Below are 26,744 nucleotides of genomic sequence, written 5' to 3'. Positions count from 1 at the left end.
AAGGACATTCGCCATGGACGACCTCAGAAACGTGGGTGCACGGCGTAACGCGACCCTGCCCGACCTCGTCGAAATCCTCCGCGACGCCCAGGCACGGATGGTGGACATCGTCACGCCCGCCGGAGCGATCCGGGCCCGTGACGGACAGCTGGTCGTGTCCGGTACCGAGCCGGAGCTCAGCGACTCCGGGGTGACCCTCGTCGAGGGCGTCTACACCCCGACCGCGGTGGCCGACGAAGGGCTGGCCACCAAGCTCGGCATTCCGCTGGCCTACCTGCGCCAGCTGCGCGAGCAGCACATCGACCTGTACGACCGCAACGTCAACGGCTGGCTGGACCACCCGGCCAACCGCGACCGGCGACTACTCCTGCGAGCCCTGCGCCACGACCACGGCGGCGGGATCATCCGCGCGGTACTCAGCGACAGGTACAAGCCGGTCGACAACCTCGATGTGCTCCTCGCGACGCTCGCCGGCATCCGCGGCTCCGGTGCGCAGACCACGATCGACGGTGCCGACCTGACCGACCGACACATGCACGTCCGCATCCGCAGCGACTCGGTCCGGGCGCTGGCCCCGAGCCTGCTGCGGGACTACCGCTCCCCGTTCACCGGACAGCGCGGCGCGGACAACCCGGTGGTGTGGGCCGGCTTCGTACTGACGAACTCCGAGGTCGGGGCCGGGGCATTCACCATCACCCCGCGCCTCGTGGTGCAGGTCTGCAACAACGGCCTGACGATCACCCAGGACGCGGTGCGGGAGGTCCACCTCGGCGGCCGGCTGGAGGAGGGCACCGTCTCCTGGTCCGCCGACACCCAGCGTAAAGCGCTGACGCTGGTCACCGCGAAGGTCCGCGACGCCGTCGCCGCCTTCCTCACCACCGACTACGTCGAACGTCAGATCACCGCCGTGCAGCAGCGCGCCGCCGTGCCCGTGGACGACCCGGCCGGAGCGGTCGAGGTCGTCAGCCGGCAGCTGCACTACACCGCCGAGCAGCAGACCCTCATCCTGCGGCACTTCGTCAAGGGCGCTGATCTCACCGCCGGTGGGCTGCTGCACGCCGTGACCAGTGCCGCGCAGGCCCTGCCGGACGCCGACGCCGCCCACGCGATGGAGGCCCAGGCCCTGCGCGTCCTGGACATCGCCGGCCGTGTCTGACCTGGCCACTTCGCCGTCCGGGCCCGTGATCCGCGGGTCCGGACGGCGAGCCGTCCTGCGCACGCCACCCCACCCTCAGGAGTGATCACGCCGTGTCCGTCCCACCGACCCTGCAGATCAGTCATCTGGACCCGGCCAGCCTGCTGCTGGACCGCAACATCCGCTCCGACGCCGACCTGGACGGAGACTTCCTCGCCTCCATCCGCGACCACGGGGTCCTCATCCCCATCGTCGCCGTGCGAGCCCCGGACGGGATCCGGGTCCGGTACGGCGCACGCCGGACCCGCGCTGCGCTGAACGTCGGGCGGGCCACCGTGCCCGTGCTCGTCGTCGGTGACGACGCCGACGGTGATGCCGCCGAGATCGACCGGGTTCTCACCCAGTGGGCGGAGAACCAGCACCGGGCCGCGCTGAGCCTCAAGGACCAGGTCCACGCCGTCGGACAGCTCGCCGTGTTCGGCCTGCCCCCCGCGAAGATCGCCCGACGTCTCCACACCCCGCGCCGACATGTCGACGCCGCGTTGGCTGTTGTCGGCTCCCCCGCCGCCCGGGACGCGCTCGTCGAGCACGGGATCAATCTGTTCCAGGCCGTGGTCATCGCCGAGTTCGCCGACGACCTCGACGCCGTCGCCGCCCTGATGACCGCCGCCAGCACCGGCGGCTTCGACCACACCGCCCAGCGGCTCCGGGATCGCCGCGCGGACCAGCAGGCCCGCAGCCGCGCCCTCGACGAACTGCGCCGCCGCGGTGTCCGGATCATCGACCGGCCCGCCTCCACCGACCCGGCCCACCGGCTGTCCCTGCTCGACCACGACGGTGTCGCACTCACCGCCGAGGCCCACCGCCGCTGCCCCGGGCACGCCGCCTACCTCATCCAGGATTACAACATCACCGGCAGTGGGCCGTTTCAGGTCGCCTACCTGCCTGAGTACGTGTGCACCGACCCCGCCGCCCACGGACACGCCGGCCGTTACGCCGCCCCTCCCACCGGTGCGGCGCATTCGGATGGCGTCCATCCGAACAGCTCAGCGGATCACGCCGACGGGACGGATCACGAGCGCCCGGCCGGCGACATCCAAGCCGCGCATGGTGGCAGCCCGCCCCCTGCGCCTGACGCCTCCGCCAGAGCCGGGGACGCAGGCGGCTCCGCTCAGGTCGACGGCGTCCATGACCGCGGTTCCGCTCCGGCCGGCGGTCACACGGAGCGGGTCGAGGAGCCCTCTGAGGAGGAAAAGGCCCGGCACCAGCAGATCCTCGACGACACCAGGGCCTGGCAGTCGGCCACCACCGTCCGCCGCGACTGGCTGCGGGCCTTCCTCGCCCGACGTACCCCGCCGAAGGGAACCAGCAGCTTCATCGCCGCACAGCTCGCCGCCGCCCCCACCGAGCTGACCTGGGCCCTCAGCCAGCACCACCCCACCGCCCGGCTCCTGCTCGGCGCCCCCGACGACCCGCTCACCCCGGCTCGCCTGGCCGAACTGGTCGCCCACGCCGGTGAGCATCGCGCCCAGACGCTGGCACTCGCCCTCATCCTCGGCGCCTTCGAAGAGAGCGCCGCCGGCGTCGACCGCTGGCAGCACCCCACCTCCCTCCTGCGGCTCTACCTCACCCAGCTCGCGCGGTGGGGCTACAGCCTCGCCGACATCGAACGCCGCACCGCCAACCCACCCGACCAGGCCGACCAGGCCGCGCCGGACAGCCCGGCCGACCGACCCGACCTTCGGTGAGGCCACGATGACTCACGTACAGACCCGATCCGTCGTACTCATCGGGACGCAGGGACACCCCATCACGGTCGAAGCCGACCTCCACGACGGCGATCCCCACCTCGACATCATCGGTCTGCCGCCCGATCAGCTCCGCGAGACCAGAGACCGGCTACGCGCCGCCGTGTTCAACTCCGGTCTCTCCTGGCCGCACCAGAGGCTCACTGTCGGCCTGTTCGCCGCCTGCATGCCGAAGGCCGCGCCCCTGCTCGATCTGCCCATCGCCGCGGCCATCCTCGCCGCCGCCGAGATGCTTCCCCCCGACGAAATCGCCGACCGGATGCTCATCGGCGAGCTCAGCCTCGACGGGCGTCTCCGCCCCGCCCGAGGAGTACTTCCCGCGGTCCTCGCCGCCGCCGACGCGGGGGTCGCACGTGTCGTCATTCCGGCCGCGAACGCGATCGAGGCCACCCTCGCTCCCGGCATGACCGTGGACGCAGTCCCAGACCTGGCCGCCCTGGTCCGGCTCCTGCGCGGCCAGGAGAAGCCGACGGTGATCCAGCCGGCTCCGCAGGGCAGTGCCAGCACCGCCGCCGACAACTCCATGGATCTCGCGGACGCGCCGATCGGGAGCCGAGGGCGACTGGCCGCGGAAGTCGCTGCCGCAGGCGGCCACCACCTGCTACTGACCGGCGGCACACGCAGCGGGGCACGGATCCTGGCCGAGGGCATCCCCAGACTGCTCCCATCCCTGACGGACAAGGAAGCGCTCGAGGTGACCGCGATCCACTCCGCCGCCGGCAGCCTCCCCGCCCGCCCGAACCTGATCACCCGGCCACCCAGCTGCGTGCCCCACCGCAGCACCACCACCGCGGCCCTGTTCGGCACCTGGACCTCACCCGCAGCGATCCGACCCGGGATCGCCAGCCAGGCCCACCGCGGCCTGCTGCTCCTCACCGACGCCCCCGAGTTCGCCCGCGACGTCCTGCAAGGGCTGGGGCAGCCGCTCAGCCTCGGTCACATCCAGATTCCCACCTGGGCAACCTCCCTGACCCTGCCCGCAGACTTCCAGCTCGTTCTCACCAGCAGGCCATGCCCCTGCCAGCACGCCGCCGGGGGCACCACCTGCGCGTGCACGCCCCAGATTCGGCGCCTCTACCTCAGCCGGATACCGACCGCGGTCCGGGAGCACTGCGACCTTCGGGTCGCGCTCCCCCGGGTCCAGCCCGGCGAACCGCATCCGGACCGAGGCGTGCAGGAGTCGACCGCGGCTGTCGCCGCCCGGGTCGCCCAGGCACGCCAGGCTATGACCAGCCGACTGCGGCGCACCCCGTGGCGGCGCAACGCGCAGCTCCCCCGCCCCATCCTTGACCGGTTCTGGCCGCTGCCCCACGCGGTTCTCCGGGCCGCGCAGCGCGCCCGGCCCGACACCGACGCCGCCGCCCGGGCCGAAGCCACCCGCATCTTGAGGATCGCCTGGACCCTCGCCGACCTCTCCGGATTCGACCGCCCCGGCATCGACCAGGTCGACCTCGCTCACGACCTGAACACCGCCCCCTCCGACACCTGACAATCCATGCCTCGGACGGGCGCAGAGCCGTCGAGATTCCGGCATCCAGTCAACACCGCCTGACACCTCCCGCTCGGCGGCGCGCCAGATCTCATCGCGTCATCTCTCATCGGACGGGCACCTTGACCGGTACAGCGGCCGACACCGCTGAATCCTGGATCCGCGTATTCCCTCCCGGCTCGGTCAGCATGCGCCAGGCGGAAAGGGCCGCGTCAACCGGGCTCTACTCCGACCGCTCAGAGATCTTCCACGGCCCGACAGTCTTTCGGTACCCGGCTGCGTCCCCGGGCCGTGGAACATCTTGACGGCCGGCCGCCCGGCTGACACGACCCATCGCCCGGCGCCACCGACCGAAAACGCCGGGAAGGGAAACCCAGACCAGGCCGCCGCCGACGGCCAACCCTCCCCGCCCAAGGAGGCCACCATGCGCGGAATGATCGACTGCACGATAGCTGGATACGTCAGCCAGCGCGTCATCATCGGAGATCTCAAGCGCCGATCCGGAATCTGGGCCGCCATCCCCCTCGGCCTGCGCCTTCCCGACCAGGTCACCTCCGAAGGTGTCCGGGAAGGAAAGATGCGCTACTTCACCGTCAAGGCCTACGACCACCTCGCCACCCAGGTCCGCGACGCCTCCCTGAACATCGCCGACTGGCTCATCATCCAAGTCGCCGACATCCAGACCAACCTGTGGAACGACCGGGAAACCGGCAGACCCCGCGCCGGCATCGACATCATCCCAGCCGCCATCGAATTCCGACCCGACCGCGACCGCGTCGCACAGTTCACCTCCGGACTCGCCTCCGCCAGATAGCAGCAGACGGAAGGCCCTGCCCGCAACACCACTCACGGGCAGGGCCTTCCGCATTCCAGCAAACGCTGGGCACACGCAAAAACCAGACTCAAAACCATTCTTCCCACCGAAGATCCAGAGGTTCCCATGAACAACACCCACGACAACAACCCCACCCCGCCCGCCGAACGGATTCTCGCGGTCTTCCCTTTCCACGGAAGGATCTTCATCCAGGAACGCTGGACCGCCCTCCCCCACAACCCCGGACGCATCCTAGTGCGCCCCCGCGGACGAGACCTCACTCGCGTCATCCGATCCCTACGCGCCTACCACGGTCCCGACACACCACGCTTCCAGCTCCTGACCTTCATCACTTTCAATGCCTGGCGAGCGATGGACGGGCTCCACGGCATCGGCAGCGCCCAGGACGAGGCAACCGTACGCAGCATCGCAGCCCGATTCAGGAAAACAGGGCTCTAAAAGAGCTGAACGCAGCGGCGGACACCGCCGAAAAACATCCCCCATCGAGCCAACATCTCCGAACTCGACCAGGCGCACCACGCCACGGGCACCCCCCCGGCCACCGAAGCAGCCCACATGACCATCTCAACCCCCTCCCCCGAGCCGACCCAGCCCCGCGCCATCACCGACAGGCTCGCCCGCGCCACCCTGTCCCGCGCGATCGGGCCCGACGACGCCCCACAGCAACGCCGACAAGCACCCGTTGATCAACAAGCACCTGCCGATCAACAGTCCGCTCCGGACATCCCGGGCAACGCCCCACGCCCCACCCGGACCACACCCACACGATGACGGCCCTGCCCCACCGCCATCACCCCCCGAGCCATACCCCCCACCAATCAAGATCCACGCCCCAACCCCGGCCGCGCAAGCCACCGCACCACGGCGCCATGGTCACCCGATCGGTACCGGCACATAGGGAGGTCCGCCTCCGGCGGACCTCCCAGGGCGCGAGCGGGACTCGTGCCGGTTCCGAACCTTGGCCAGAGCTTGACCACAGCACGACGCGGCAGGTGCGGCGTAGGCCTTGTCGGATCGTCAGAGTGCCCTTGATTCACAACAACTGTCCATGATCAAATTTGCTGTCCGGCACTTGCCAACACCGTTGACTATCTTGGAGCAAGGTTGCGTCGCGTGTCTCGGCGCCCCTGCCCGGACGAACTTTCCCTGCCCCGGCCACGAAATCCTTGGAAGTTCCGACCCAGGGGAAAGTAACAGGGAATATCGCAGGGATTCCGGATCCCAGCGTAGACATCATGAGGCCTCGACTTCCGGACCCTACCCGCACGCCACCCACTTCAGCCGCCTCCACCTCAGACAGCCGGCACTTCAGTAGATCATCAACAGTGGACACGAAGCGTGCCCATCAACAGCGCAAGTCACGGTCAGCACAACCCAACACATAGTAATGACCCGACAAAAGAAGGAATCCACACGCCCGACAAGGTCTACCAGCCCTCGCCAACGACCTGAATCAGACGCCGAGGATCATGGCAGGCACCCAGGTGCGGACATTGAATCGCCAAAGATTCAGACCGCTCCCCATGACAATCAAAGCGGAATCATTCGTCTTGTTTTTTCAGATGAGGCACCGCATCTCCCTCCCTCCGCAGCCCTGGCACTGCTGCATATACTGCTCACAGCGGATCCCCTTCGGACCGACCAGGCATCCGACACCGACGAGCAGACGCCGTCCACGGAAGGCTAGGAAGACGTTGGCGGAGGAGTAACGCAGCGCCGATCGAATAGCACCTTCCCCGCAGGCAGACGGCGGCCGACCGGCCCGACATCTACATCGAGTCGCCCCACCGCCAGAAGGCCACGAAGACATACCAGCGCTTGACAGAAAACCGCTACTGACCGCAAGGAAAGCGGTGACAGGATGAGGTTCGCGTTCACCGGTCGTGTCTCCACAGAAGATCAGCAGGATCCCGAGGCATCCCGCAACTGGCAGATCACCCGCGCCAAGGCGCTCATCGAGAGCCACGGCGAAATCGTCGTCGAGTACTTCGACATCGGGCAGTCACGCTCCCTACCGTGGAAGCGCCGCCCCCAGGCAAGCCAGCTCCTGGCGGCCCTGGCCGACCCCGACCGTGGCTTCGAGGCCGTCGTGATCGGTGAGCCCCACCGGGCTTTCTACGGCAACCAGTACGGCCTGACCATGCCCGTGTTCGAGCACTACGGCGTCGCCCTGTGGGTACCCGAGGTCGGCGGCCCCATCGATCCCACCTCCGAAGCCCACGACCTGATCATGTCCGTGTTCGGAGGCATGTCCAAAGGGGAACGCAACCGCATCAAGATCCGAGTACGGACCGCGATGCAGGCCCAGACCACCGTCGAAGGCCGTTATCTCGGCGGCCGGCCCCCCTATGGCTACCAGCTCGCCGACGCCGGTCCCCACCCCAACCCCAGCAAAGCCGCTGACGGGCGCCGCCTCCACCGCCTCGAACTCGATCCTGTCACCGCCCCCATCGTGGCCCGTGTCTACGAGGAGTACCTCGCCGGCAAGGGTCTCTTCGCGATTGCCGAGGGACTGACCGCCGACGGCATCCCCTGCCCGTCCGCGTACGACCGGGCCCGCAACCCCCACCGTGAAGGCATCGCCTGGTCGAAAGGTGCGATCCGCACCATCATCGCCAACCCCCGCTACACCGGACACGAGATCTGGGGGAAGCAGCGCAAAGAAGAAGTCCTGCTCGACGTCGACGACGTCGCCCTCGGCTACGAGACCAAGTTCCGCTGGAACGCCACCGACACCTGGGTCTGGTCCACCGACCAGGCCCACCCCGCGATCATCGACATCGACACCTTCGCCCAGGCCCAGACCCGCCGAACCGCCCGGCGGGTCACTCCACCCGATGAGCGCGGCCCTCGGCGTACCACCCGCCGCTACATGTTCCGCGGGATGCTCCGCTGCGGCCTGTGCACCCGCAAGATGCAGGGAAACTGGGTCAACGCGCAGGCGCACTACCGCTGCCGCTACCCCCAGGAGTACGCCCTCGCCAACCATGTCCATCACCCGAACAACGTCTACCTCCGGGAAGCAGCGATCATCCGTCCCCTCGACGACTGGCTGTTCACCCGCTTCGCCCCCCACCGCGTCGCCGAGACCATCGACGCCATGACCCAGGCCCAACCCGACCCGGACACCGACGACCCGCGCCGCACCGCCGCCCAGGCCGAGATCGCCGACTGCGACCGCAAGCTCTCCCGCTACCGCGCCGCACTCGAAGCCGACGGCGATGAGAAGACCATCAACGGCTGGATCTCCGAGGTCACCACCCGCCGCGCTGCCGCCGAAGCCGTCCTCGCCGCCCGTCCCCGCCGGAGGCCGCCGCAGCTGACCCGACAGGACATCGCGGACCTCGTCGAACGATTCGACGACCTACGCAGGGTGCTCCGGGACGCCGCCCCGGAGGACAAGGCAGCGGTCTACACCGCGTTGGGACTGAGTCTGACCTACCGGCCGTCGGAGCAGAGCCTGCTGGTCGAAGCCAGGCCCATGCCAAGGCATATAGGCGTAAGGGTTGTGTCCGAGGGGGGACTTGAACCCCCACGCCCGATAAAGGGCACTAGCACCTCAAGCTAGCGCGTCTGCCATTCCGCCACCCGGACAAGGTGTGGTTCTGGGCTGCTCGCCCGCACCGCAGATGACTCTACACGGTCGACGGGGTCTCTGACGCTACGCCTGGCCACCGGCCGATCAAGCGCGGGCCGTTCACACTCGGGACGCACCTGATCGACCGGAGCGCGGCGACATTCCCGGTCTCGCGGGGCCCGCAGCAGGCAGAACACAACCGAGAGCGCCAGGGCCGAGCGGCCAGTAGGGGACGGGCGGACCATGCCCCGGGTAGGCCCGCGCGGTGGATCGCGATGGCTGGCGGCAGGGAACACCGCCTCGGGGTCAGAGGGCCCCGAGGCGGTGCGGGAGAGGGTCGGGGTGCCGGTGGCTCCGCCGGCCAGCGGGCGCGGGAGCAGAGGGCTACTTGGAGATCCAGATCTCCTCCGGGAGGAGAGAGCCGGAGCCGTACTGCACCAGACCGTGGACGCCCTCGCCGGCGATGGCCCCGCTCGCGATCCGGGCTATGAAGATCAGTGGGGTGGTCGCCTGGATCCGTTCCTGGACGGTCGCGTAGGCGGCCTTCCGGTCCGCCTCGCTGGTGGAGGTACGTCCAGCCAGCAGCGCCCTGTCGAGTTCGGCGTCGTTGAGGCCGCCGAGGTTCGACGGGGATCGTCCGCCGAGGACGGTGAGCAGGCGAGGCTCGGGATCCTGGAACATGGCCGACGAGATCAGCATGTCGAAGTCGTAGGTGGCGCGCAGCTCGCCGAACTTGGACTGGTCGATGACCTGCAGGTTGGCCTTGACGTTCTGGTAGCTGCTGAGCTGCGCCTGGATGTTCTCCCCGATCAGCCTGCTCTCGCTGCTGGGGAACGAGTAGAAGGTGAAGGAGACGGATTTCCCGTCAGCGGCGAGTTCGTCGAAGAGGCGCTGGGCGGTCGCCCGGTCCGTCTTACGCAGGGGGGTGTCCGAGTAGAACGGGGAGGTGTTCTCGAACAGGGTTTCGGCGAGCTTGCCCTCGCCGTTGTAGACCGCACTGTTGAGCGCGTCGAAATCGATGGCCGCGGCGATGGCCTGACGGGCGCGGAGGTCGTTGAACGGAGCCCGCCGCGAGTTCATCGCGAGGTAGATGCCTCCGTTGAGGCTCTGGACGTCGACGCTGAGGTTCTGGCCGTCGGCCTTGGCGAGGTTCTGCCAGGTCGACTCGACGGTGACGTCGGCTCCGCCGGTGAGCACCGTGTTGTAACGCTGGGTGGCGTCGGTCAGCACCCGGATGGTGAGGCGGTCGAGGTAGGGCTTGGGGGCGTCCCAGTAGCGGGGGTTCTTCGTCAGTTCGATGGCGCCCTGACGGGCCCAGCTCTCGAGCGTGAACGGCCCGGCACCGGCCGGCGCCGCGTCAAAGGCCTGCTGGCCCTTCTGCAGGGCGGTGGGCGAGGCGATCCAGTTCAGCGAGGAGGTGGTGATGGAACCGGCGAAACGCGGAGTGGGGTTGCTCAGGGTGACCTTCAGCGTGAGGTCGTCAACCACTTCGGAGGAGGTGATCGACGCGGCCTCCGCGCGGGAGGGGGAGCCGGTCGCGGGGTCCTTGACCCGGTCCCAGTTGACCTTCACGGCCTCGGCGTTCAGCGGTGTGCCGTCCGAGAACGTGACGCCGGGACGTATCTTGAGCGCGAAGGTCGCACCGTTGTCCGTGGTGGTGAACGACTCGGCCAACCCGTAGTGGAACTCTCCGGACTCATCGTCCGTGATCAACGTCCCGTATAAGGCGTTCCCCAGCACGGCGGTGGCTGCGTAGGCGTTCCCCAGGGCAGCAGGGTCCAGGCTCCGTGGCTCGCCGACCATGAGGATCTGGCCGCTCCCGCCAGCGACCGGTATGCCCGTTTCAGCCTCACTGGAACCAGTTTCCGAGCCACCACCTCCTCCACACGCGGCCAGCGCCATCGCGCCCAGGGCAGCGATGGCGAGAACCTTTCTACGAAGCATCGACGGTGGCATCTACAGCCTTTCTTTCGAGTCTGCGCGCATGCGGAAGCAACCCACGGGCACAGGCCCTCGAGTCAGCAGCCAGCAGGCACGGGGAAGCACCCCGTGAATGTTCTTCCTCGCGGCACCAGGCCGATTCCACCGCGAGCCGGGATCAGACCGGGAGACGCGTGCTCGTCACCGTTGCGCAGGGGGTTGCGGCAGCATGGTCAGGGCGGATCCTGCCCGGATCGGACGGTTCCCGGCGGAGCGCCGGCGCCACCGCGGCGAGAGGACTGGACGGTGGTACGAGGTCGAGCGACGAAGGACATCCAGCTGGTTCAGCAGATCTGCCCCCACATGCTTGTTCGCTATAGCAAACGGTGCGGTTGATATCTTAACCAACCATAAATGCGGAGAACGGGGAGGTCAACGGCCTCCCCGTTGGTGACCAGACCCTTACCGAGACGCCGATGCGGCTGTCGACGGCGCCGCGGCCCGTCGGCCGGACCCGTCGATGCGCGCACGACCGCGAGCGCTGTGAGCGGCGTCGACTGCCATCCACAGGCCGGGGGCACCTCCGGCGACGCGACGCGCCAGGCGGGGAGGCCCCAGGCCCCAGACGCAGGGTGCCGGAGACTCCGGGCGTCGGAGGTGTCAGGCGTCGGAGGTGTCAGGCGTGGGCGTCAGCCGCCAGGCCCCGGCGTCATCGGGCGAGCGTCCGCCGATCTGCCTGGTGATCTCCATGGCCGCCTGGAGGAGGCGCCGGCCGCAGGGGTCGACATCCTTCGCGCTCAGGCCGCCGGGGAAGCCGCTCAGGGTGAGGGTCAGGCAGGCTCGGCCGGTGCTGTCGAAGACGGGCGCGCTGACCAGGCCTAGCCGGTGGGACTCGATGCCGTCGACGTCGACGACGAGGTAGTCCTCCTTCGCGTCCATGGCCGCAAGGACACGCTCGACCGCCTGGCGGACGTCGCTGTCGCCGTAGTTCTCGGCGAAGGCGTTCAGGGCCTGCGCGAGGCCCTGCCGATGCTCCTCGTCCAGCGCGACCGTGTAGCCGCGGCGCCGGATCGTCCTGATGGCGTCGCGGTAGAGGTCGAGCCGGTGGTCGTCGAGGCGGGGGCTGAGCCGGCGGAGCCACCGCTCGACGCTCTCGGCGTCGGACCAGGCGATGAAGGCCGTGCCCAGGGGCGGTGTCAGCGGAACTCGGCTGCCGGGCCGGGATCCGAAGCCACCCGGCTCCGGGCTGTCACCTTCGACGGCGAGGACGACGATGTCCCCGCCCGCGACCGTGCTCGCCATGGCCTGCGCTCCGAACTCGTCGTGCAGGCGGCGCAGGTGGGGCCGGGAGAGGTCGAGGGCCTGGCGTTCGGGGCCGGCGGCCGCGTCCCCGACCGCGACCAGCGCCGGGCCGAGGCGGTAGCTCTTGTCCGTGCTGTCCCGCAGCAGCCAGCCGGCGTCGGTGAGGGTGACCAGCATCGCGTGGGCGGTCGCCTTGTTCATGTCCAGCTGCCGGGCCAGTTCGGACAGGCCGAAGGCACGGCCCGGATTCCTGCTCAGGAAGGTGATGAGCGTGACCGTCCGCTCGACACCGGGTGCGGGCCGTGCCATCAGGTCCGGTTCCCGTTCCGGCGCCGGCCGCGCGGGCGCGACGCCCCGGCCGGGACCGGTGCCGGGACCGGTGCCGCGACCCAGGAACGCCTCGCGCTTGTCCTCATCGACGGTCCCGTCCAGGTTGGGGTGGTGGTGGCGGCGCGTGGTCTCGGTGTCGACCAGGCCGGGAGCGATCGTGTTCCCCCGCGCGCCCCCGGGTCCGGTTCCTTCGCCAGGGTACTGCCGGGTCAGGTGGACTTCGGCACGTAGTTCTCGGCGAAGATCCTGACGACGTCGGCCCAGTGGTCGAGAGTCAGCTCCTCCTGCGGCGGAACATCCACGTCGGCCATGAGATCCCGGTACTCGAAGACGGCGAGCCTGGTGCCGGTGGATTTCTCCGTGTCCATCGGGAACGAACCCATGCCGTAGTAGGACGACTTGTCCTCCAGCGTCGATTTCGGGAACTCGCCGTGGTAGAGCGGGTTCCGCCCGCGGAAACCGGGCGGCGGCGAGGCGACGTCCTTTCCGATACCGCCGCGCATGACGTCGCCGAACCGCACCGTGTTCCACCACTCGGCAACCGTCGGCCCGTGTTCGAGCAGGGTCCACCTGACCGGGCGACGCTGCAGCGCCGGGCGCGGCTGCGCCACCCATTCCGGCAGCGTGACCGGCTCGACGTCCGAACGGACCGCGGTGTCGGTCGCCTCGGGATCGATCCGGTACGGCAGCGGGAAGAGGCGCAGCTCGTTGATGTCGCCCCATTTCTCGGGCCAGAGCACCTCGGTGACCGGTCGGTCGAGGATCGCCCGCTCGGCGTCGTCGAGCGACATGTACATCGAGTGGAAGTCGGTGCGGTGCAGCAGCCCGAACATGTCCTTCGGGGAGTCCGAGCCGACCAGGATCCGGGTCGTCGCCGGCGGCGCCGGCAGCTCGCAGACCTTCTGGTTGACGGCCCGGGCCGCCGCGCTGTGGCTGAAGTCGAAGAAGGCCTTGCTTTCGGTGGGCGTGGCGTTCGATCCGTACTGGCCGGCGAAGTAGGCGGGCGACGACCGGATCGCGCGGAGCAGGAAAAGGTGGCAGGCGGCCATGAAGCCGTAGAGCCTCGACGACTCCCTGGCACTCGCCGCGGCATACCCGGGCAGGTTGTCGAAAAGGTCGTTCATGTCGTCGGCCTCGGAGCGCACCTGGTCCTGCCGCTCGCTGCGCTTCCAGACGGAGGTCAGAAGCGTGGTGAACCCACTCAGCGGGACGCCCACGGTCCCCTGCGCCTGCGCGCGGAACTTCTCGTCGTAGAAGCGCACCGCGCAGTCCGTCAGCCAGACGCCGCCCGCGAGTTCCTGCCCCTTCCGGAAGATCACGCCGGACGAGCCGTGCCGCTCGGCCAGCATCGCTCTGGCCAGGTTGACGGCGGCCTCGGTCGCCGCGACCGCCCTGTCGACGGTCTCGCACGGCGGCGTGACGAACTCGAGGTCCGCGCTCGCACCCGCGCGACGGGATTCGTCCCCCTCCAGCGTGGTTCCGGTCTCCAGATGCCGCCAGGCCGTCTGCCGCTCCCCCACCCCCGGCCCCGCGGGTACGGCGAGCCCCGTGGGAATCGGCTCGAACGCATTGGCCGTCTGGAATTCGAACCCGAACAAGAATGTCCCCCCTCCGGCGCCGGGCCCCATCGCCCGGCCGGTATCACACGGTAGACGGACAAGGTCCCTGTTTCGGGACATCGTCGAAACCTGCCGGAGTTCCCACGCCGTCCGCCCGGGATCGGCGAGCCGCCTCGCCCCCGCCCGTCGCCCGATGCCCGATGGTCGGATCAGGTATCGGTCGCGGGGGTCCCGGAGGTGCCACGGGCCCCGGCCCCGGCCCCGGCTCCGGCTCCGGGCGTGAGCCGGCTGAAGCCGGCACGTTCCAGCAGCGGGTCGCGGATCTCGATGGAGAGGGCGAAGACCCCGGGGGCGGGCTCACCGGTCGCGGTAGCGGTCGGCGTGCCGCCGATCGTGAGGACGCCGATGACCTCCCCGAGGTCGTTGAAGAGCGGGTTTCCACTGTCCGTGGGTGGCGCGGCGAGACTGGTGCGAACTACCCGGAGCTGCTGTTCGGGGAAGGCCTCGAACCGTTCGATGATGCCGCGCGACACTGTCCGGCCCTCGGCGCCGGCAGGGGCCGTCACGACGGCGATCTGGTCTCCGATATGAGCGAGGTTCGGGTAGCCGAGGCGGAGCGGGGGCACCTGCGGCATCTGCGGCATCTGCGCTGCTTTCGCGAGTCGGAGCAGTGCGACATCGCAGTGCGGCGCATCGGGTAGAAGAACGTCCTCGACGCGATGGGTCCCCGCGTCGGAGACGACGGTGACGCGGGTCGGGTCGGGTCGGGATCCTCGGGGCGGCTGCCGAAAGGGTCGACAAGCCAGTGCCTGCTGGTGCCGGCGAGCCACGCGGAGATCAGGAAACCGCCGCCCAGAACCTGGATTTCACCGGCGAGGGTGCCGGCCACAGCCACCTTCGCCAGCCCGATCTCGCGGTGGGACGGCTCTGCCTCCGGCGAGCGGCCCGGCCCAAGCGGCCCAAGCGGCCCAAGCGGCCCGAGCGGCCCGGCGGGCTGGACCGGCAAACGGTCCGCGCTGTCGGTGAGAAGCTGCCGGTAACGGGAGGGGTCGCCAACCGCCGCGAGGCACTGCAGGAGCCGCTCGACGTCTTCGGGCTGGTCGGGGGTCACGGCGCCGGGCACCGTCAGCGCGTGCGCATGATCGTCGGCGGCGTGACGTTCCCGGAACAGGCGCAGTGGGTCGACGGCCGTCACCGCGAACCGCACGAGGGCCGCGTTGTACTGGGTGAGCCGGCCAAGCAGGGGGCGCAGGCGATCCAGCTCACGCTCGAGGCTGGACGTCAGGTGTCGCAGCGGGGCCGAATCGACGGCGCTGGCGGCCGTCTCCTGCCCCAGGTGATCCTTCGCGTTCACAACCAGGTCTCTGAGGCACTCGGCGGTGTCCGCCAGCTCACGCTCGAGCTCCATCCCGCTGACCGGGTTGAACATCTCGGCGAGCAGCGTCTCGGTCTGTGGGTCGCGTGCCTCGCTGGTCGGCCGGAACGCGGCGAGCCGATCCCGGAACTCGGCCAGCAGGGCCGCGCCGTCGTCCTGCTCCGCCTCGATCCCCAGCTCGTGCAGCTGGTTGCGCAGCTTGGCGACCATGGTCTGCCGGTGGAGGCGTTCCTCCTGCTCCTCGCGGCGCCGGGCCATCGTGTCCAGCTCGGCGGGCGACAACAGGGTGGCGTCGTCGACCTGGATCGACTGTCTCCGCCCGGTTCCCAGATCGTGGGCTGTGATGTGACTGTGAGCAGGCAGTTCGTGTCGATCGCGAAGGTCACCTCGATCTGCGGCACGCCCCGCGGCAGGGCAGGGATGTCACTCAGGTGGAACTGCCCGATGCGTGCCGACACGTCGAGGTCGCCGTTGAAGACCTCGGCCTGGATCGCGGTCTGGTTGTCGCTGTACGTGGAATAGATCTCCTTCCGCTCCACGGGAATGGCGGCGACGGTGAGCCGCCGGCGTGCGGTGCTCTTCGGCGCGACGGGTATGCCGTCCCCGCGCAGCCGCGTGCTCAGCGCCTCGGTGACGGCCTCGTCCAGCTCGTTTCGCCGTAGTCGTTGTCGCCGAGTACCCGGTGCACCTCGTACAGATCCTCGTTGACCTCCACGAGGCTGACGTCGAGGGTGCCGGCGCCGAGGTCCACCACGACCACCCGGCCGGTGAGGCGCCGGCCGGGCCGCGCTCATGCAGGCCGCCGTCGGTTCGTGAATCAGCCGGACGGCCTGCACCCCGGCGATCCGGCAGGCGCCCCGCGTCGCACGTTTCTGGTTGTTGCGGAAGTAGGCGGGAATGGTGACGACAACCTGCTCCCGGGTGATCCGCGGGTCGTGGTGCAGATAGGAGGGCACCAGCGCGTCCTTCACGGCGTTCGACGGCGCCCCACGGGAGACCGGTGACGGGCTGCGTCGATGAGGATCGTGGCCGCCGCCCGGGCGTCCGCAAGCGGGGCGAGGTCGTTCAGGGAGGTGGCCAGGGCCGTCGCACCCTCGAACAGCACTGCCAGCTGACGTGCGAGCGCGTGCGGGTCGACGGCGCCGGCCGCCCGGGCAGTGTCGGTCAGCAGGGCGGTGAACGCCTCCTTGTGTCTGATCACCGCCTGCTCGACGGCGGGCAGGGTGCCAGCGGTCTCCACCGCGGCGTTGTGGAACGGACAGCCCCGCACCCGCACCCGGGCCCGCCCCGGTCGTGCGGTGTCGCCGGCGCCGGCGCTGTCCGCTTCGTCTCCCGGTCCCCCGTCGGGATCGCCATCCGCGTCCTGGCCGCCGCCGTCACAGGTGGGGTCTGCGGTGAACAGGGCGAGCAGCCGGTCGCGGGGCGGGAGGTCGTTGCGGCGCAGGACGCGTTCGTGCGGCACGAGGTCGGCGTCGAGGCGGCGCAGATACTCCTCGACCAGCGCGTTCTTGCTGGGAAAGTGCTGGTAGAAGGTCCGCCTGGAGACCTGGGCGGCTTCGGTGAGCCGTTCCATTCCGGTGGTGTTGATGCCCTCGGTGTAGAAGAGCCGTTCCGCGGTGCGCAGGATCCGTTCCCGGGCGCCCCGCCCGCCGCGCCTCGCAGGCGGCGGCACAGGTTGCGGCACCAGCTGGTGCGCCGGTTCCTGCGCCGGCGGCGGCGCCGGCCTTGGTGCCGCCCGCGGTGCCGGCGGTGGTGCCGGCGGTGGTGCCGGCGGCGGCGCCGGCCTTGGTGCCGCCCGCGGTGCCGGCGGTGGTGCCGGCGGCGGCGCCGGCCTTGGTGCCGCCCGCGGTGCCGGCGGTGGTGCCGGCGGTGGTGCCGGCGGTGGTGCCGGCGGTGGTGCCGGCGGTGGTGCCGGCGGTGGTGCCGGCGGTCCGGATGTCACGGGCTGCCGGTCGGGCGCGGTCAGGTCGCGTGACATGGCGCCAACGTAGACCGATCGTTGTACTTCCGTCCAGACCTTGTTACGGTCGCCGGGTAGCCAGATGTAAACCGATCGTTCTGCTTGGTGGGCAACGTGACGCGACGCCGCGACGCGCGGTCCACTCGTCGGGAGACTCAGATGAGGCACACCACCTTCGGCCGCGCCACCGGTCTACGGGTCAGTGAGCTGGCGCTCGGCGCCGCGAACTTCGGCACCCGGTGGGGCACGGGCGCCGAGCCCGAGGATGCCGCCCGGATCCTCGACCGGTTCGCCGAGGCCGGCGGCACCTTCCTCGACACGGCGGAGAGCTACCAGTTCGGCGAGTCCGAGGAGATCCTCGGCCGGCTGCTCGCCGGCCGGCGCTCCCGGTTCACCCTCGCCACCAAGTACGGCCTCGGCCTGACGCCCGACAGCGGTGTCCTCGACACCGGCAACGGACGCCGCCCGCTCACCCGCGCGGTCGAGGGCAGCCTCACCCGGCTCGGCACCGACTACATCGACCTGCTCTGGGTGCACTTCCCCGACGCCGTCACCCCGATCGAGGAGATCGTCCACGGCCTGGACGACCTGGTCCGCGCCGGCAAGATCCTCTACTTCGGGCTGTCGAACTTCCCGGCCTGGCGCACCGCCCGGGCCGCGACCCTGGCCGAGCTGCGCGGGCTCGCGCCCGTCACCGCCGTCCAGTTCGAGTACAGCCTGGTGGAGCGCACCGCCGACCGCGAGATTCTGCCGATGACGGAGGCGCTGGGACTGGGTGCCGCGCTGTGGTCCCCGCTCGGCGGGGGCCTGCTCACCGGCAAGTACCGCAGCAGCAGCGCGGGCCGGCTCACCGACCTCGGCCGGGTCATCCACACCGAGGACAGTGCCCACAAGACCGCCGTCCTCGACGCGGTACTCGAGACCGCCGCCGAGCTCGACGCCTCACCCGGGCAGGTCGCGACCGCCTGGCTGCGTGCCCACGCCGATCGGGCCTCGACCGCGCTGGTGCCGGTGATCGGCCCACGCACCGTCGCGCAGCTGGAGGACTACCTCGGTGCGCTGGACGTCCACCTCGACGAGAAGCAGTACGAGCGGCTGGCCGAGGTCAGCCAGGTCGCCCTCGGCCAGCCGCACGAGGTCGCCGCCGAGCAGCGCCCGGTGACCCTCGGCGGCGACGCCGCATCCTTCCGAACCTTCGTCCCGGTCGCCTGACCGGCGCCATCTCCCATCCTCAGGCACTCCGCTGGTCTCTACAGACGGCAGACACGGCGGCACTCCGAGGCATCACCGATCTTGCTTATTGCCAAAATTTCCTGGCCGCGGCCAGGAATTGTGGCACCGCACCGCCCGGAAGCCCTGTCCACCGGGCCTTCCGGAATGACGTATGATCTGGCCCGGAAGCCTCGAGGGCACAGCGATAATCTCTGGTGAACAACTCCTGACACTGCCTGATCAGCTGCGCCACTCACAGGTGACGGGATATTCGCACCCCTCGATGCCAGGATTCTGGACGGGGGGCCTGTGGCAGATCCGGACGCGTCGCGAACCTGTTATGACGTCATCGTCGATATTCTGACCGATCTCGCGCCCGGCGAGACTCCCTTCCTCCCGGAGGTGTGGGATGTGTACCGGGGGGCGCCGGCGAAGCGACGGACCCGTGACCGGGTGCTCGGCGCCGGAATCCGCACCCGTGGCCACAGCTGGACCTATCTGGTGCTCATGACGGTGGGTTCCGTCCTCCTGGAGACCGCGGAGAAGGAGGATGAGGACGGACAGCGCTCGGGCGGGCCACGGCACTCCGGCCGGAGCCGGTGGCGGCTCGGGCGGCGCGGAAGTCCGGAACCCCAGGTGCCGGACGTCCCCCCGGAGCGGCGGCAGGACTACATCACGGCAGTGTGGGAGAAGGCAGCGGCGATCGGGATCGAGCCGGAACAGCTCGACAGACTGGTGGCGGCGATCGAACGACACTGGCTGGGCGACAGTGGCGAGCACCCCGGGCCATGAGGACGGCGTCCGGCCGCGACAACCGTTCCACCGGCCCAGACCTCGCCGACGTCCAGACCACCGCCACCGCCACCGAGTCTGGCGGGCATCGGTACCGCTTCGATCCTTTTCTGCTGCCTCATCCGTCCACGTCGCGGCTGGTTCTCCTGGTGCTCAGTCTTGCGGCCGGGTCCATGTTCGCCTCGTACTGGGTGTTCGTGCTCGGGCAGAACAGCTGGCCGGCGAGGAACCGCGGCTGTCTCGACCGGCTCACGGTCGGCCCCGATTCCGCCATCACCGCGGTCGCGGGTTTCAACGCCTGCCTGGACAGCGTTGTGCGCTGGCAGTCGGTGGTCACCCTGTTGGGCCCCGCGGCCCTCATGGCGACCGCCACTCTGGGGTGGCTCCTCGCCCCCCTTCTGATCGCCGCGAGAAACGGGCTCGTTCCGCTGCCGGAATCGGCGGGGGCAGGCCCGGAGCTGAAACGTCTGGTCGCCGAATCCGGCCTTCCGCCGCGGCGGCGGCCGTCGTTCCTCTTCGTCCCCGATATCCACGCGGACGATGGGTGGACGTTCGGCCGGCGCGGTTCCTACCGCATCGCTCTTGGCTCCGAGCTGGTCGTCCCCGGCATGTCACCGGTCGGCGGCGATACCTGCCGGGAGGGCGGCGACGCGTCGCGCCAGCGGGCTCTCCGCGCCGTCGTCCGGCATGAGCTGGGCCATCTACGCAACCGGGATGTCGACCGCACCTACCTCGCGATGTCGGCGTGGTACGGATTCGCGGCGCTGACCGTGGCGGAGTTCGCGCTGGCGGCCGCCGGCTGGGCCGGACGCGGCTGGCTGGCCGGGCCGCCGAGTGTGACTGTCGCCCTGCGCCTGACCGCGGTCGCCTTCCTGGTCCATGCGGCGTTCGCGGGGTACCTGCGGGCGCGCGAGGTCGACGCCGACCTGCGGGCCGCGGCCGACGTCCAGGGGCGGGCCGACCTGGTCGACACGCTCGCCGACCCGGACGACCGGCCGCTGGGCCCGTTCCGGGGCCGGGCCGGCACGCGGGCTGGCTGGCTGTCGCGGCACCCGAGGGTGCTGTCCCGGCATCCCACCATGGAGAACCGCCGAAAGGCAGTGCTCCACCCGGAGCGGGTCATGACCTTCCACCCGGGTGAGACCGCGGGGGTCGGGCTGGCCGCGGGACTCGGGTTCGCCGAGGTCCAGCGGGCGATCGGCGGGCTCGTCGTCGGCCACCCCATGCTGTCGTCCTGGTTGACCGGCCTGCTGGTCGGGCTGCCGGTGACCGGGGTCGTCGGCCTGGCCGCCTGGCGGTCCCGCCAGGCCTGGTACGCACAGCACGCGCTGGCACAGCACGCGACGGCACAGCACGCGACGCCGCTGCGTGCGCGCCGGCGCGCACGGGTGTGGGCACCGCGGACGGTCAGCGCCGGTGTTGCTCTCGGCACCGGGCTGGTCGTGGGCAACGAGCTGTCACCTCGCGCCGCCGGTGACTGGCCGGCGGTGATCAGCACGGCGAGTACCTGGTTCGGCTCGACGACCCTCGGCGAGGTCTCGCCGGGAACGGCACTGCTCCAGGCCGGCGTCACCATCGGCGGGTGTGTGGTCGTCACGGCGTGGATCGTCGCCGTGGCTGACGCACTGGGCAGGCGCATGACGGTCCGCGCGGACGAGGCGGGTGGCCACCCGGCCTGGAGCCCTCCTGACCTGCGGCAGGAGGCACCGACGATGCTGTTCGTCGCTGTCGGCGCTCTCGTTCTGGCTCTCCCCCTGGCGCTGTGGTTCCACAGCCTCCACGCGCTCTCGTCCGGCTGGACGACGTCGAGTCTCGCGTGGTGGGTCCAGCGGCCGCTGCCACGTGGTCTGGTCGTCGCGACGATCGTTCTCGCCCTGGCCGTCCCGGTGGCAGCTACCGCCGGTGGCGAACGTCGCCTCCGGCGGGCCTGGGCCGCGGTCGCCGCAGCCGCTGTGGCCGCTGGTCTTCTGGCGTCGGCCGTCCTGTGCCCCTTCGCTGCCGCCCCGGCCGCGCCCAGGCCCATGTCCGGAGTGTCCGGGATGTCCGGGCTGTCCGGGCAGCGCGCCGTCCAGGATCCGCTCGCGCTGCCGCCGAGCAGCCAGGGGTTCTTCGTCTGCGCCTGGCTGGGCGCGACGAACGGCCGGCCCGTCATCGACGCCCTGGGAGACCGCCAGGTCCGCCTCGCGCTCGGAAGCCATCTCGCCCGTACCGACGACCCGGCGATGCGCGTGATCGGCGCCGCCTATCTCGGCGAGGTGGATCTCTCCGGGCTGGCCGGGACCTCGCTCGCGCTGCTGCGCCTGTGCGACGTGGAGCGGCGCTACGGCAGGCCGGTCGGAATCGGGCCGCTGCCGGTCGGACCGCGGTCAGGAGGACCATGATGGGGCGACGTCGGCCCTGGTGCAGGTCTCTGCTTCTGGCCGTCCTGGCCCTGCTGGTCAGTGCTGTGGCGGGGGCGTGCGCCCAGGGCCCGGACGGGCCGGCAAGGGCGACCGGCGGTGACGTCGCCGGCCTGGGTGCAGGAGCAACGCCGGTGTCCGTGCTCCGTTCCGGGCTCCTCCAGCTGGCCGACGTCCCGGCCGGGTTCCGGCGGAGCGAGCCGAGTGACCCGACCGACGCGGTCTCCGAGCCGCCCGCGTGCGCCCGCACCCTGAACGAACTGGAGCTCGACCGGCCAGCCGATCCCCGGGCCAGTCAGGCTCGGGCGTTCTTCGTCCAGGACGACATCACCGGCCCGTGGATTCAACAGGTACTTCGCGCGTATCCGCCGGGCGGTGCCCGGCAACGGTTCCACGAGGTGGTCGACACCCTCACCTCATGCACACGGTTCACCATCACGACGGCCCAGCCGCCCGCGGAGGAGACCGTGACGGCCCGGACGCCGCCGGGGCTCGGTTCCGAGAGCTGGGCGGCGACGGTGACCTACGACGACGGGGTTCTTTCCATCCACAACCAGTTCGTCATCGTCCGGGTGGACGACTATCTGGTGGTTCTCACCGTCGCCGCCGGCCAACGCCCGTCCGACCAGGCCGTCGACGCGCTGGCTCGGGCCGCTGCCGCGCGGCTCGTCACCATGGTGGAAGCCCGCGGCACGTCCGCCACCGCCCGACCGGCGTGAGACCGGTGAAGGACGTCATGGCGCGGGGGCGGTGGGATCCTCCGGCCTGCGCGCGGCGGCCAGAATGGCCGATGCCCGCGCGGTCGCGGCCGTGCCCGTCTCCGCCCAGCCGAGCGCCTGGTAGATCCCCGCCAGATTGCGCAGGCGGCGGGCGACGACGGGATGGTCCGGGCCGTGTACGGCCGTGTCGACCGACACCGCGCGTTCGAGCAGCCGACGGGCCTCGTCCAGGCGGCCGAGATCCTGCAGGACATGCGCCAGCCCCTGGAGATCCGAGGCCACCGCCGGATGCACCGCACCGTGGACCCGCTCGTCGATGGCCAACGCACGCTCCAGCCACGCCCGGGCCTCGTCCAGGCGACCGAGATCCTGCAGAACCTGCGCCAGGTTGTTGAGATCGACCGCGATCGCCGGATGCACCGCGCCGTGGACCCGCTCGTCGATGGCCAACGCACGCTCCAGCCACGCCCGGGCCTCGTCCAGGCGGCCGAGATCCTGCAGTATGCCGGCCAGGCTGTTCAGCCTGATCGCGACGATCGGATGAGCACCGTGGTACACGCCTTCGTCGATCGCCAGCGCCCGCCGAGCCAGTGGTTCCCCCTCGGCCGGCCGGCCCAGGTCCTGCGTGATGTCAGCCAGCGCCGCGAGGTCGCCCGCCACGACCGGGTGAAACGCTCCGTGTAGATCCTCGTCCATCCGCAGGGCTGCCCGTGCCAGCGGGAGTGCGTCGTCGAACCGCCCGAGTTCGCGCAGGCACTGCGCCAGGCTACACAGCCGGGCCGCGATGTCCGGGCCGGTGTCACCGCCGAGCCTCCGGTCGATCGCCAGTGCACGGCGCAGCAGCCCCAGCGCGGGACGCGGCGCTCCGAGCTCCCGCAGCACCCCCGCAAGATTGTTGAGCGCCACCGCGACATCGCTGTGCTGCTCCCCGTGCACCCGCAGTGCGATGTCCAGCGCCCGTCGCGCGAGCGGAAGCGCCTCGGCCGGCCGGCCGAGGTCGAGCAGCGTCATCGCGTTGTTGTTCAGGCAGCTGGCGACCTCCGGGTGCGTGGGGCCGAACAGGGCCTCGGCGTGCGCGAGGGCCCGTTCGGCGTACGGACGCGCGGCGGCCGGCAACCCCTGCTCCCGGAGATAGCCGGCGGCCCGGTCGCACAGCCAGGAGAGATCAGCACGGCCGGCAGCGGCGAACTGGTCATCCGGCCGGTCCAGGGCTGCCTGGACGTGCGGAAACAGCGCCCGCCAGCGCGGCCAGGCGTCCGGGTTGCTCTGGACCCGCTGCGGGATGGCCGCACGCAGCAGCCCGAGCAGCGTCGTCAGGCACGCCTCACGGCGGCGGGCAGCGGCGATGCGGCGCCGTGAGGTCGCCCGCACCAGACGGTGCACCTTCACCACCGTGTTCGTACGATCCGCCAGGCCGTGCCCGACCAGGTCACCGACCGTCCGCACCCAGGCGACCGGATCGCGTGCGTCGCCGCCGAGCGGACCGTCGCCCAGCCGGTCGGGGGCGTTGGTGAACAGGTCGAGAGGCACCGGTTCGTCACCGACGAAGGCCAGCAGTTCGAGGAGCTCCACGGCGCCCGGCCGCCGCGCGGAGAGGCGCCGGACGGAGAGATCCCAGAGGTTGGCCACAGTCTGCCCGGGCCGGTCGGCGACCTCGCCGAGGTCTGTGACGTCCTCAAGGCGGTGCGGCAGCAGCGCCGCGAAGTCCTCCGCGGGCGTCCGGCTGTGCTGGAGGAACGCCGCGGCCTGCTCGACGGCCAGCGCCAGATCGCCGAGCAGCTCGGCGATCTGGTCCAGGGCGTGCGGGCTCGCCCCGGAGAGCCGGCCGGCGAGCAGCGACACCGACTCGGCCCGCCGCAGGACCGGGACATCCACCGTCGCCGCCACCGAACCCCAGCCGGGCTGGCGGGAGGTCACGAGGAGGTGGCCACCGTCCCAGGGCGGCCGGAACGGTGCCACGTCCTCGATCCGGTCGGCGTTGTCGAAGACCAGCAGCCATCGGCCGGCCCGGCCCAGGGCCGCGATCGTCGCCGCCGGGCCGGCGTCACGAGGAAGACCGAGTGCCTCGCCCAACGTCGCGAGATGGCCGGAGATCAGCTCCGCGGGCTCGGCGGGGACCCACCAGACGACGTCGTACTCGTCCGCGTGGCGGTAGACGTACTCCAGCGCCAGTGAGCTCTTCCCGACGCCGCCCAGGCCGACGAGCGCCACCGCTCGCGGTGTGCCGGTTGCCGGAGCACCGGTTGCCGGAGCACCGGTTGCCGGAGCACCGAGTGTCGCCGCGACAGCCGCCAGAAGATCGTCCCGTCCGACGAACTGCGCGACCCGGGGCGGGGCGTTCCACACCCGGTGGCGCGACCCCGGATACATCGGCTCTCCGCCCGCTGGCGGGAGCGGATCACCGTTGCCGGCAGCCACCCGCGCGGCCCGGCCGGGAAAGGGCGGTGACTGGTCCGGTCTGCCCCGCCGCCCGTGGACAGCGACCCGGAGGCGGCGTCGCGCCTCGTCCCGATCGACAGCGAACAGATCGATCGGCACGATCTGCCCGAGCAGGCCGGCATCCTCGCAGCCATCGATCCGGACCACCAGGAGCGACCGCTCCCGGCCGTCGGGATCAGCCGCCCAGGCGGTCTGCCATTCAGCCGGCCGGCCATTCCGCAGATAGGCCTCGGACAACAGCACTATCGTCCGGTCCGCGCTGCGCAGATAGCTGTCCAGAAGGCCGACGGAACGTGTGCCCGGAAGGTCGTCCCAGCAGGCGACGAACACCAGGAAGCCGTCTTCTTCCAGCATCCACCCGAGCCATTCTGCCCATGCCCTGTCCTCGGCAGCATAGGAGACGAGAATTCTGGCACCGGCCCGCTCCGGTGGTTCCCTCACCGGAGATGTTCCCGCGTTCATCTAAGGCGCCCCGTTCCGGAACCCGGCGGCGGTGGGCCCGTGCAGGGTGGCCAGGCGAGCCGTCTCACGACACGAACCGAAGCTGGAGCTCGTACATTCCGCTGTAGGTGGAGGACGGGGAGATGCCGTCATAGGTTCCAAGGGGCGCGGAGCCGGCCGGAGGCGTCGTGGAGGAACGGGCGGGCGAGGGCCACCGCGAGGACGATGACCGCGCCAGCGCGGACGGACGCGGCGACAACGGTGACGACGGTGACGACGACGAACTAGTCGGCGGGGCAGAGACATCGGCCGGGCTCGCCGACGTCCGGGGCTCCCGGGCCGCCTCGGATTCCGCTGACGCGGTGGGCGAGGTCCGCGTGGTTACGGTCGACGCGGACGCGCGGACCGGGTCTTCCGAATCCTCGGCGCCGCATCCTCCAAGGAAACCCGCCAACAGAATGACAACAAAGAGCATCGACAGCACAATCCTGCGGACTGGCGATCGAACCGTACGTGACATGAGATCCCCCCGGAACGCGACGGGGGAATAGTGCGCCCCCGCGCCCATAAGGTAACCGGTAGGCGGGATCACTGCCAGACCGTTCTCCAGAATGAGAATCGGCAGAGCGACCATAACGAGAGCAGAGCCGGCAGGACCATCAGGGTGTGGCCGCGGGCGGCCGGCGCATCGCAGGGTGGAGGAGTTCCGCCGCGCCTCGGCGGTAGAGCGCCGCGGGCCGGCCGCCGTCCCGGGCGGTCGAGTGACCCACCGGCTCCAGGAAGCCGGATGTGCCGGTGACCTTGCGGTGGAAGTTGCGCGCGTCGAGCGGGGCGCCCCAGACGGTCTCGTAGACCCGGCGCAGCTCGGCCACGGTGAACTCGGCCGGGCAGAACGCGGTGGCCAGCGCGGAGTACTCCAGCTTCGCCCGGGCCCGTTCCAACCCGTCGGCGAGGATCTCCGCGTGATCGAAGGCCAGCGCTCCCAGGCCGGACAGGGCCGTGACGGGGACGAACTCGGCCGCCGCCGCATCCGTGCCGCCTCGCGGCTCGGGCAGGTCGGGCGCGAGGGCCAGGAAGGCGATCGTCAGGATGCGCGCCCGCGGGTCCCGGTCGATCGCGCCGTAGGCGGCCAACTGTTCCAGATGCACGCCCGGCCACGCGGAGCCCCGCGACGGCAGCTCGGGCAGCAGCAGACCGGTCTCCTCCGCCAGCTCCCGGCGGGCGGCCTGGGCGAGGGTCTCGTCCGGGCGGACGAAGCCGCCGGGCAGCGCCAGCGCACCCGCGAACGGCGCCAGCCCCCGCCGGACCAGCAGCACACACAGCTGGTCAGCCCGGATGGTCAGGATCACCAGGTCAACCGTCACGCCGTAGGCGACGTACCCGTCGTCCGGCAGCCTCTCGTCCGTCACACAGCCGACTGTACCCGGCACTCTCGTCATATTGACGAAAACC

The 26,744-nt window shown here is 70.6% G+C and carries 18 protein-coding genes, 1 tRNA gene and 3 pseudogenes; 11 read left to right on the top strand and 11 right to left on the bottom strand.

All coding sequences use genetic code 11. The features are described from left to right. The first annotated feature begins 13 nt into the window (after nucleotides 1-13). The 7 genes and pseudogenes from B207_RS0114910 to B207_RS41460 all read left to right on the top strand — a co-directional run. Nucleotides 14-1,156 carry a DUF932 domain-containing protein gene (locus B207_RS0114910; RefSeq protein ID WP_018637344.1) on the top strand — a complete coding sequence of 381 codons (1,143 nt, stop codon included), beginning with the start codon at nucleotides 14-16 and terminating at the stop codon, nucleotides 1,154-1,156. A 92-nt stretch (nucleotides 1,157-1,248) separates the two neighbouring features. Beyond that, on the top strand, nucleotides 1,249-2,883 hold the full coding sequence (locus B207_RS0114905) for a ParB/RepB/Spo0J family partition protein (protein ID WP_018637343.1): 1,635 nt from the start codon (nucleotides 1,249-1,251) through the stop codon (nucleotides 2,881-2,883). Nucleotides 2,884-2,890: 7 nt separating this feature from the next. Further along, the gene (locus B207_RS0114900; RefSeq protein ID WP_018637342.1) at nucleotides 2,891-4,432 is read left to right on the top strand and encodes a YifB family Mg chelatase-like AAA ATPase; all 1,542 of its coding nucleotides are present in this window, start codon (nucleotides 2,891-2,893) and stop codon (nucleotides 4,430-4,432) included. 424 nt (nucleotides 4,433-4,856) lie between these two features. Next, complete coding sequence (locus tag B207_RS0114895; protein ID WP_018637341.1) at nucleotides 4,857-5,246, top strand: hypothetical protein; 390 nt, start codon at nucleotides 4,857-4,859, stop codon at nucleotides 5,244-5,246. 126 nt (nucleotides 5,247-5,372) lie between these two features. Continuing rightward, complete coding sequence (locus B207_RS0114890) at nucleotides 5,373-5,705, top strand: hypothetical protein (RefSeq protein ID WP_018637340.1); 333 nt, start codon at nucleotides 5,373-5,375, stop codon at nucleotides 5,703-5,705. A 117-nt stretch (nucleotides 5,706-5,822) separates the two neighbouring features. After that, entirely contained in the window at nucleotides 5,823-6,038 is a 216-nt protein-coding gene (locus B207_RS39775) for a hypothetical protein (RefSeq protein ID WP_154675361.1), read from the top strand. A gap of 1,090 nt (nucleotides 6,039-7,128) precedes the next feature. Next, a pseudogene (locus B207_RS41460) lies at nucleotides 7,129-8,025 on the top strand (recombinase family protein); the annotation flags it as partial. 751 nt (nucleotides 8,026-8,776) lie between these two features. On the opposite strand, the gene B207_RS0114870 reads toward B207_RS41460, so the two are convergent. The 9 genes and pseudogenes from B207_RS0114870 to B207_RS0114830 all read right to left on the bottom strand — a co-directional run bounded on the left by B207_RS0114870 (nucleotide 8,777) and on the right by B207_RS0114830 (nucleotide 17,002). After that, a tRNA-Leu gene (locus B207_RS0114870) sits at nucleotides 8,777-8,861 on the bottom strand. A 367-nt stretch (nucleotides 8,862-9,228) separates the two neighbouring features. Then, nucleotides 9,229-10,788 (bottom strand): ABC transporter substrate-binding protein, encoded by a 1,560-nt coding sequence (locus B207_RS0114865; RefSeq protein WP_084692160.1) that lies wholly within the window; start codon nucleotides 10,786-10,788, stop codon nucleotides 9,229-9,231. Between the two features lie 636 nt (nucleotides 10,789-11,424). After that, nucleotides 11,425-12,375 carry an IclR family transcriptional regulator gene (locus B207_RS36950; protein WP_018637337.1) on the bottom strand — a complete coding sequence of 317 codons (951 nt, stop codon included), beginning with the start codon at nucleotides 12,373-12,375 and terminating at the stop codon, nucleotides 11,425-11,427. A gap of 230 nt (nucleotides 12,376-12,605) precedes the next feature. Then, on the bottom strand, nucleotides 12,606-13,994 hold the full coding sequence (locus B207_RS0114855) for a hypothetical protein (RefSeq protein ID WP_018637336.1): 1,389 nt from the start codon (nucleotides 13,992-13,994) through the stop codon (nucleotides 12,606-12,608). 170 nt (nucleotides 13,995-14,164) lie between these two features. Continuing rightward, nucleotides 14,165-14,785, bottom strand: a complete 621-nt coding sequence (locus B207_RS38360) for a S1 family peptidase (protein ID WP_084692158.1) — start codon at nucleotides 14,783-14,785, stop codon at nucleotides 14,165-14,167. A 520-nt stretch (nucleotides 14,786-15,305) separates the two neighbouring features. After that, a pseudogene (locus tag B207_RS42870) lies at nucleotides 15,306-15,872 on the bottom strand (Hsp70 family protein); the annotation flags it as partial. Nucleotides 15,873-15,949: 77 nt separating this feature from the next. Then, entirely contained in the window at nucleotides 15,950-16,081 is a 132-nt protein-coding gene (locus tag B207_RS42315) for a hypothetical protein (RefSeq protein ID WP_195905296.1), read from the bottom strand. A 49-nt stretch (nucleotides 16,082-16,130) separates the two neighbouring features. After that, a pseudogene (locus tag B207_RS42865) lies at nucleotides 16,131-16,286 on the bottom strand (Hsp70 family protein); the annotation flags it as partial. 11 nt (nucleotides 16,287-16,297) lie between these two features. Beyond that, nucleotides 16,298-17,002, bottom strand: coding sequence for a TetR/AcrR family transcriptional regulator (locus B207_RS0114830; RefSeq protein WP_018637331.1), 705 nt, complete (start codon nucleotides 17,000-17,002; stop codon nucleotides 16,298-16,300). A gap of 447 nt (nucleotides 17,003-17,449) precedes the next feature. Between B207_RS0114830 and B207_RS0114820 the strand changes: the two genes are divergently transcribed. From B207_RS0114820 to B207_RS0114805, 4 genes are all read left to right on the top strand, one after another. Then, complete coding sequence (locus B207_RS0114820; protein ID WP_018637329.1) at nucleotides 17,450-18,502, top strand: aldo/keto reductase; 1,053 nt, start codon at nucleotides 17,450-17,452, stop codon at nucleotides 18,500-18,502. Nucleotides 18,503-18,811: 309 nt separating this feature from the next. Beyond that, entirely contained in the window at nucleotides 18,812-19,294 is a 483-nt protein-coding gene (locus tag B207_RS0114815) for a hypothetical protein (RefSeq protein WP_018637328.1), read from the top strand. Further along, nucleotides 19,291-21,675 carry a M48 family metalloprotease gene (locus B207_RS0114810; protein WP_018637327.1) on the top strand — a complete coding sequence of 795 codons (2,385 nt, stop codon included), beginning with the start codon at nucleotides 19,291-19,293 and terminating at the stop codon, nucleotides 21,673-21,675. The genes B207_RS0114815 and B207_RS0114810 overlap by 4 nt, the downstream gene beginning before the upstream one ends. Continuing rightward, on the top strand, nucleotides 21,672-22,412 hold the full coding sequence (locus B207_RS0114805) for a sensor domain-containing protein (protein WP_154675360.1): 741 nt from the start codon (nucleotides 21,672-21,674) through the stop codon (nucleotides 22,410-22,412). The genes B207_RS0114810 and B207_RS0114805 overlap by 4 nt, the downstream gene beginning before the upstream one ends. Before the next feature lie 15 nt (nucleotides 22,413-22,427). On the opposite strand, the gene fxsT is transcribed toward B207_RS0114805, so the two are convergent. Next, nucleotides 22,428-25,292 carry an FxSxx-COOH system tetratricopeptide repeat protein gene (fxsT, locus tag B207_RS33995; protein ID WP_195905295.1) on the bottom strand — a complete coding sequence of 955 codons (2,865 nt, stop codon included), beginning with the start codon at nucleotides 25,290-25,292 and terminating at the stop codon, nucleotides 22,428-22,430. A gap of 659 nt (nucleotides 25,293-25,951) precedes the next feature. Then, entirely contained in the window at nucleotides 25,952-26,731 is a 780-nt protein-coding gene (locus B207_RS0114795) for an NUDIX hydrolase (RefSeq protein ID WP_084692154.1), read from the bottom strand. Nucleotides 26,732-26,744 lie beyond the last annotated feature (13 nt).

This window comes from Parafrankia elaeagni, from assembly GCF_000374165.1.
Taxonomy (GTDB): domain Bacteria; phylum Actinomycetota; class Actinomycetes; order Frankiales; family Frankiaceae; genus Parafrankia; species Parafrankia elaeagni.
The sequence above is the reverse complement of the archived record's forward strand: the minus strand, read 5'-3'. Positions and strand labels throughout refer to the sequence as shown.

What these genes read in the sequence shown, in the direction of transcription:
- B207_RS0114895 (WP_018637341.1), top strand. Translation starts at nt 4,857, where the DNA reads ATGCGCGGAATGATCGACTGCACGATAGCTGGATACGTCAGCCAGCGC.
- B207_RS0114805 (WP_154675360.1), top strand. Translation starts at nt 21,672, where the DNA reads ATGATGGGGCGACGTCGGCCCTGGTGCAGGTCTCTGCTTCTGGCCGTC.
- B207_RS36950 (WP_018637337.1), bottom strand. Translation starts at nt 12,375, where the DNA reads ATGGCACGGCCCGCACCCGGTGTCGAGCGGACGGTCACGCTCATCACC.
- B207_RS39775 (WP_154675361.1), top strand. Translation starts at nt 5,823, where the DNA reads ATGACCATCTCAACCCCCTCCCCCGAGCCGACCCAGCCCCGCGCCATC.
- B207_RS0114865 (WP_084692160.1), bottom strand. Translation starts at nt 10,788, where the DNA reads ATGCTTCGTAGAAAGGTTCTCGCCATCGCTGCCCTGGGCGCGATGGCG.
- B207_RS0114890 (WP_018637340.1), top strand. Translation starts at nt 5,373, where the DNA reads ATGAACAACACCCACGACAACAACCCCACCCCGCCCGCCGAACGGATT.
- B207_RS0114820 (WP_018637329.1), top strand. Translation starts at nt 17,450, where the DNA reads ATGAGGCACACCACCTTCGGCCGCGCCACCGGTCTACGGGTCAGTGAG.
- B207_RS0114900 (WP_018637342.1), top strand. Translation starts at nt 2,891, where the DNA reads ATGACTCACGTACAGACCCGATCCGTCGTACTCATCGGGACGCAGGGA.
- B207_RS0114910 (WP_018637344.1), top strand. Translation starts at nt 14, where the DNA reads ATGGACGACCTCAGAAACGTGGGTGCACGGCGTAACGCGACCCTGCCC.
- B207_RS0114795 (WP_084692154.1), bottom strand. Translation starts at nt 26,731, where the DNA reads ATGACGAGAGTGCCGGGTACAGTCGGCTGTGTGACGGACGAGAGGCTG.
- B207_RS0114810 (WP_018637327.1), top strand. Translation starts at nt 19,291, where the DNA reads ATGAGGACGGCGTCCGGCCGCGACAACCGTTCCACCGGCCCAGACCTC.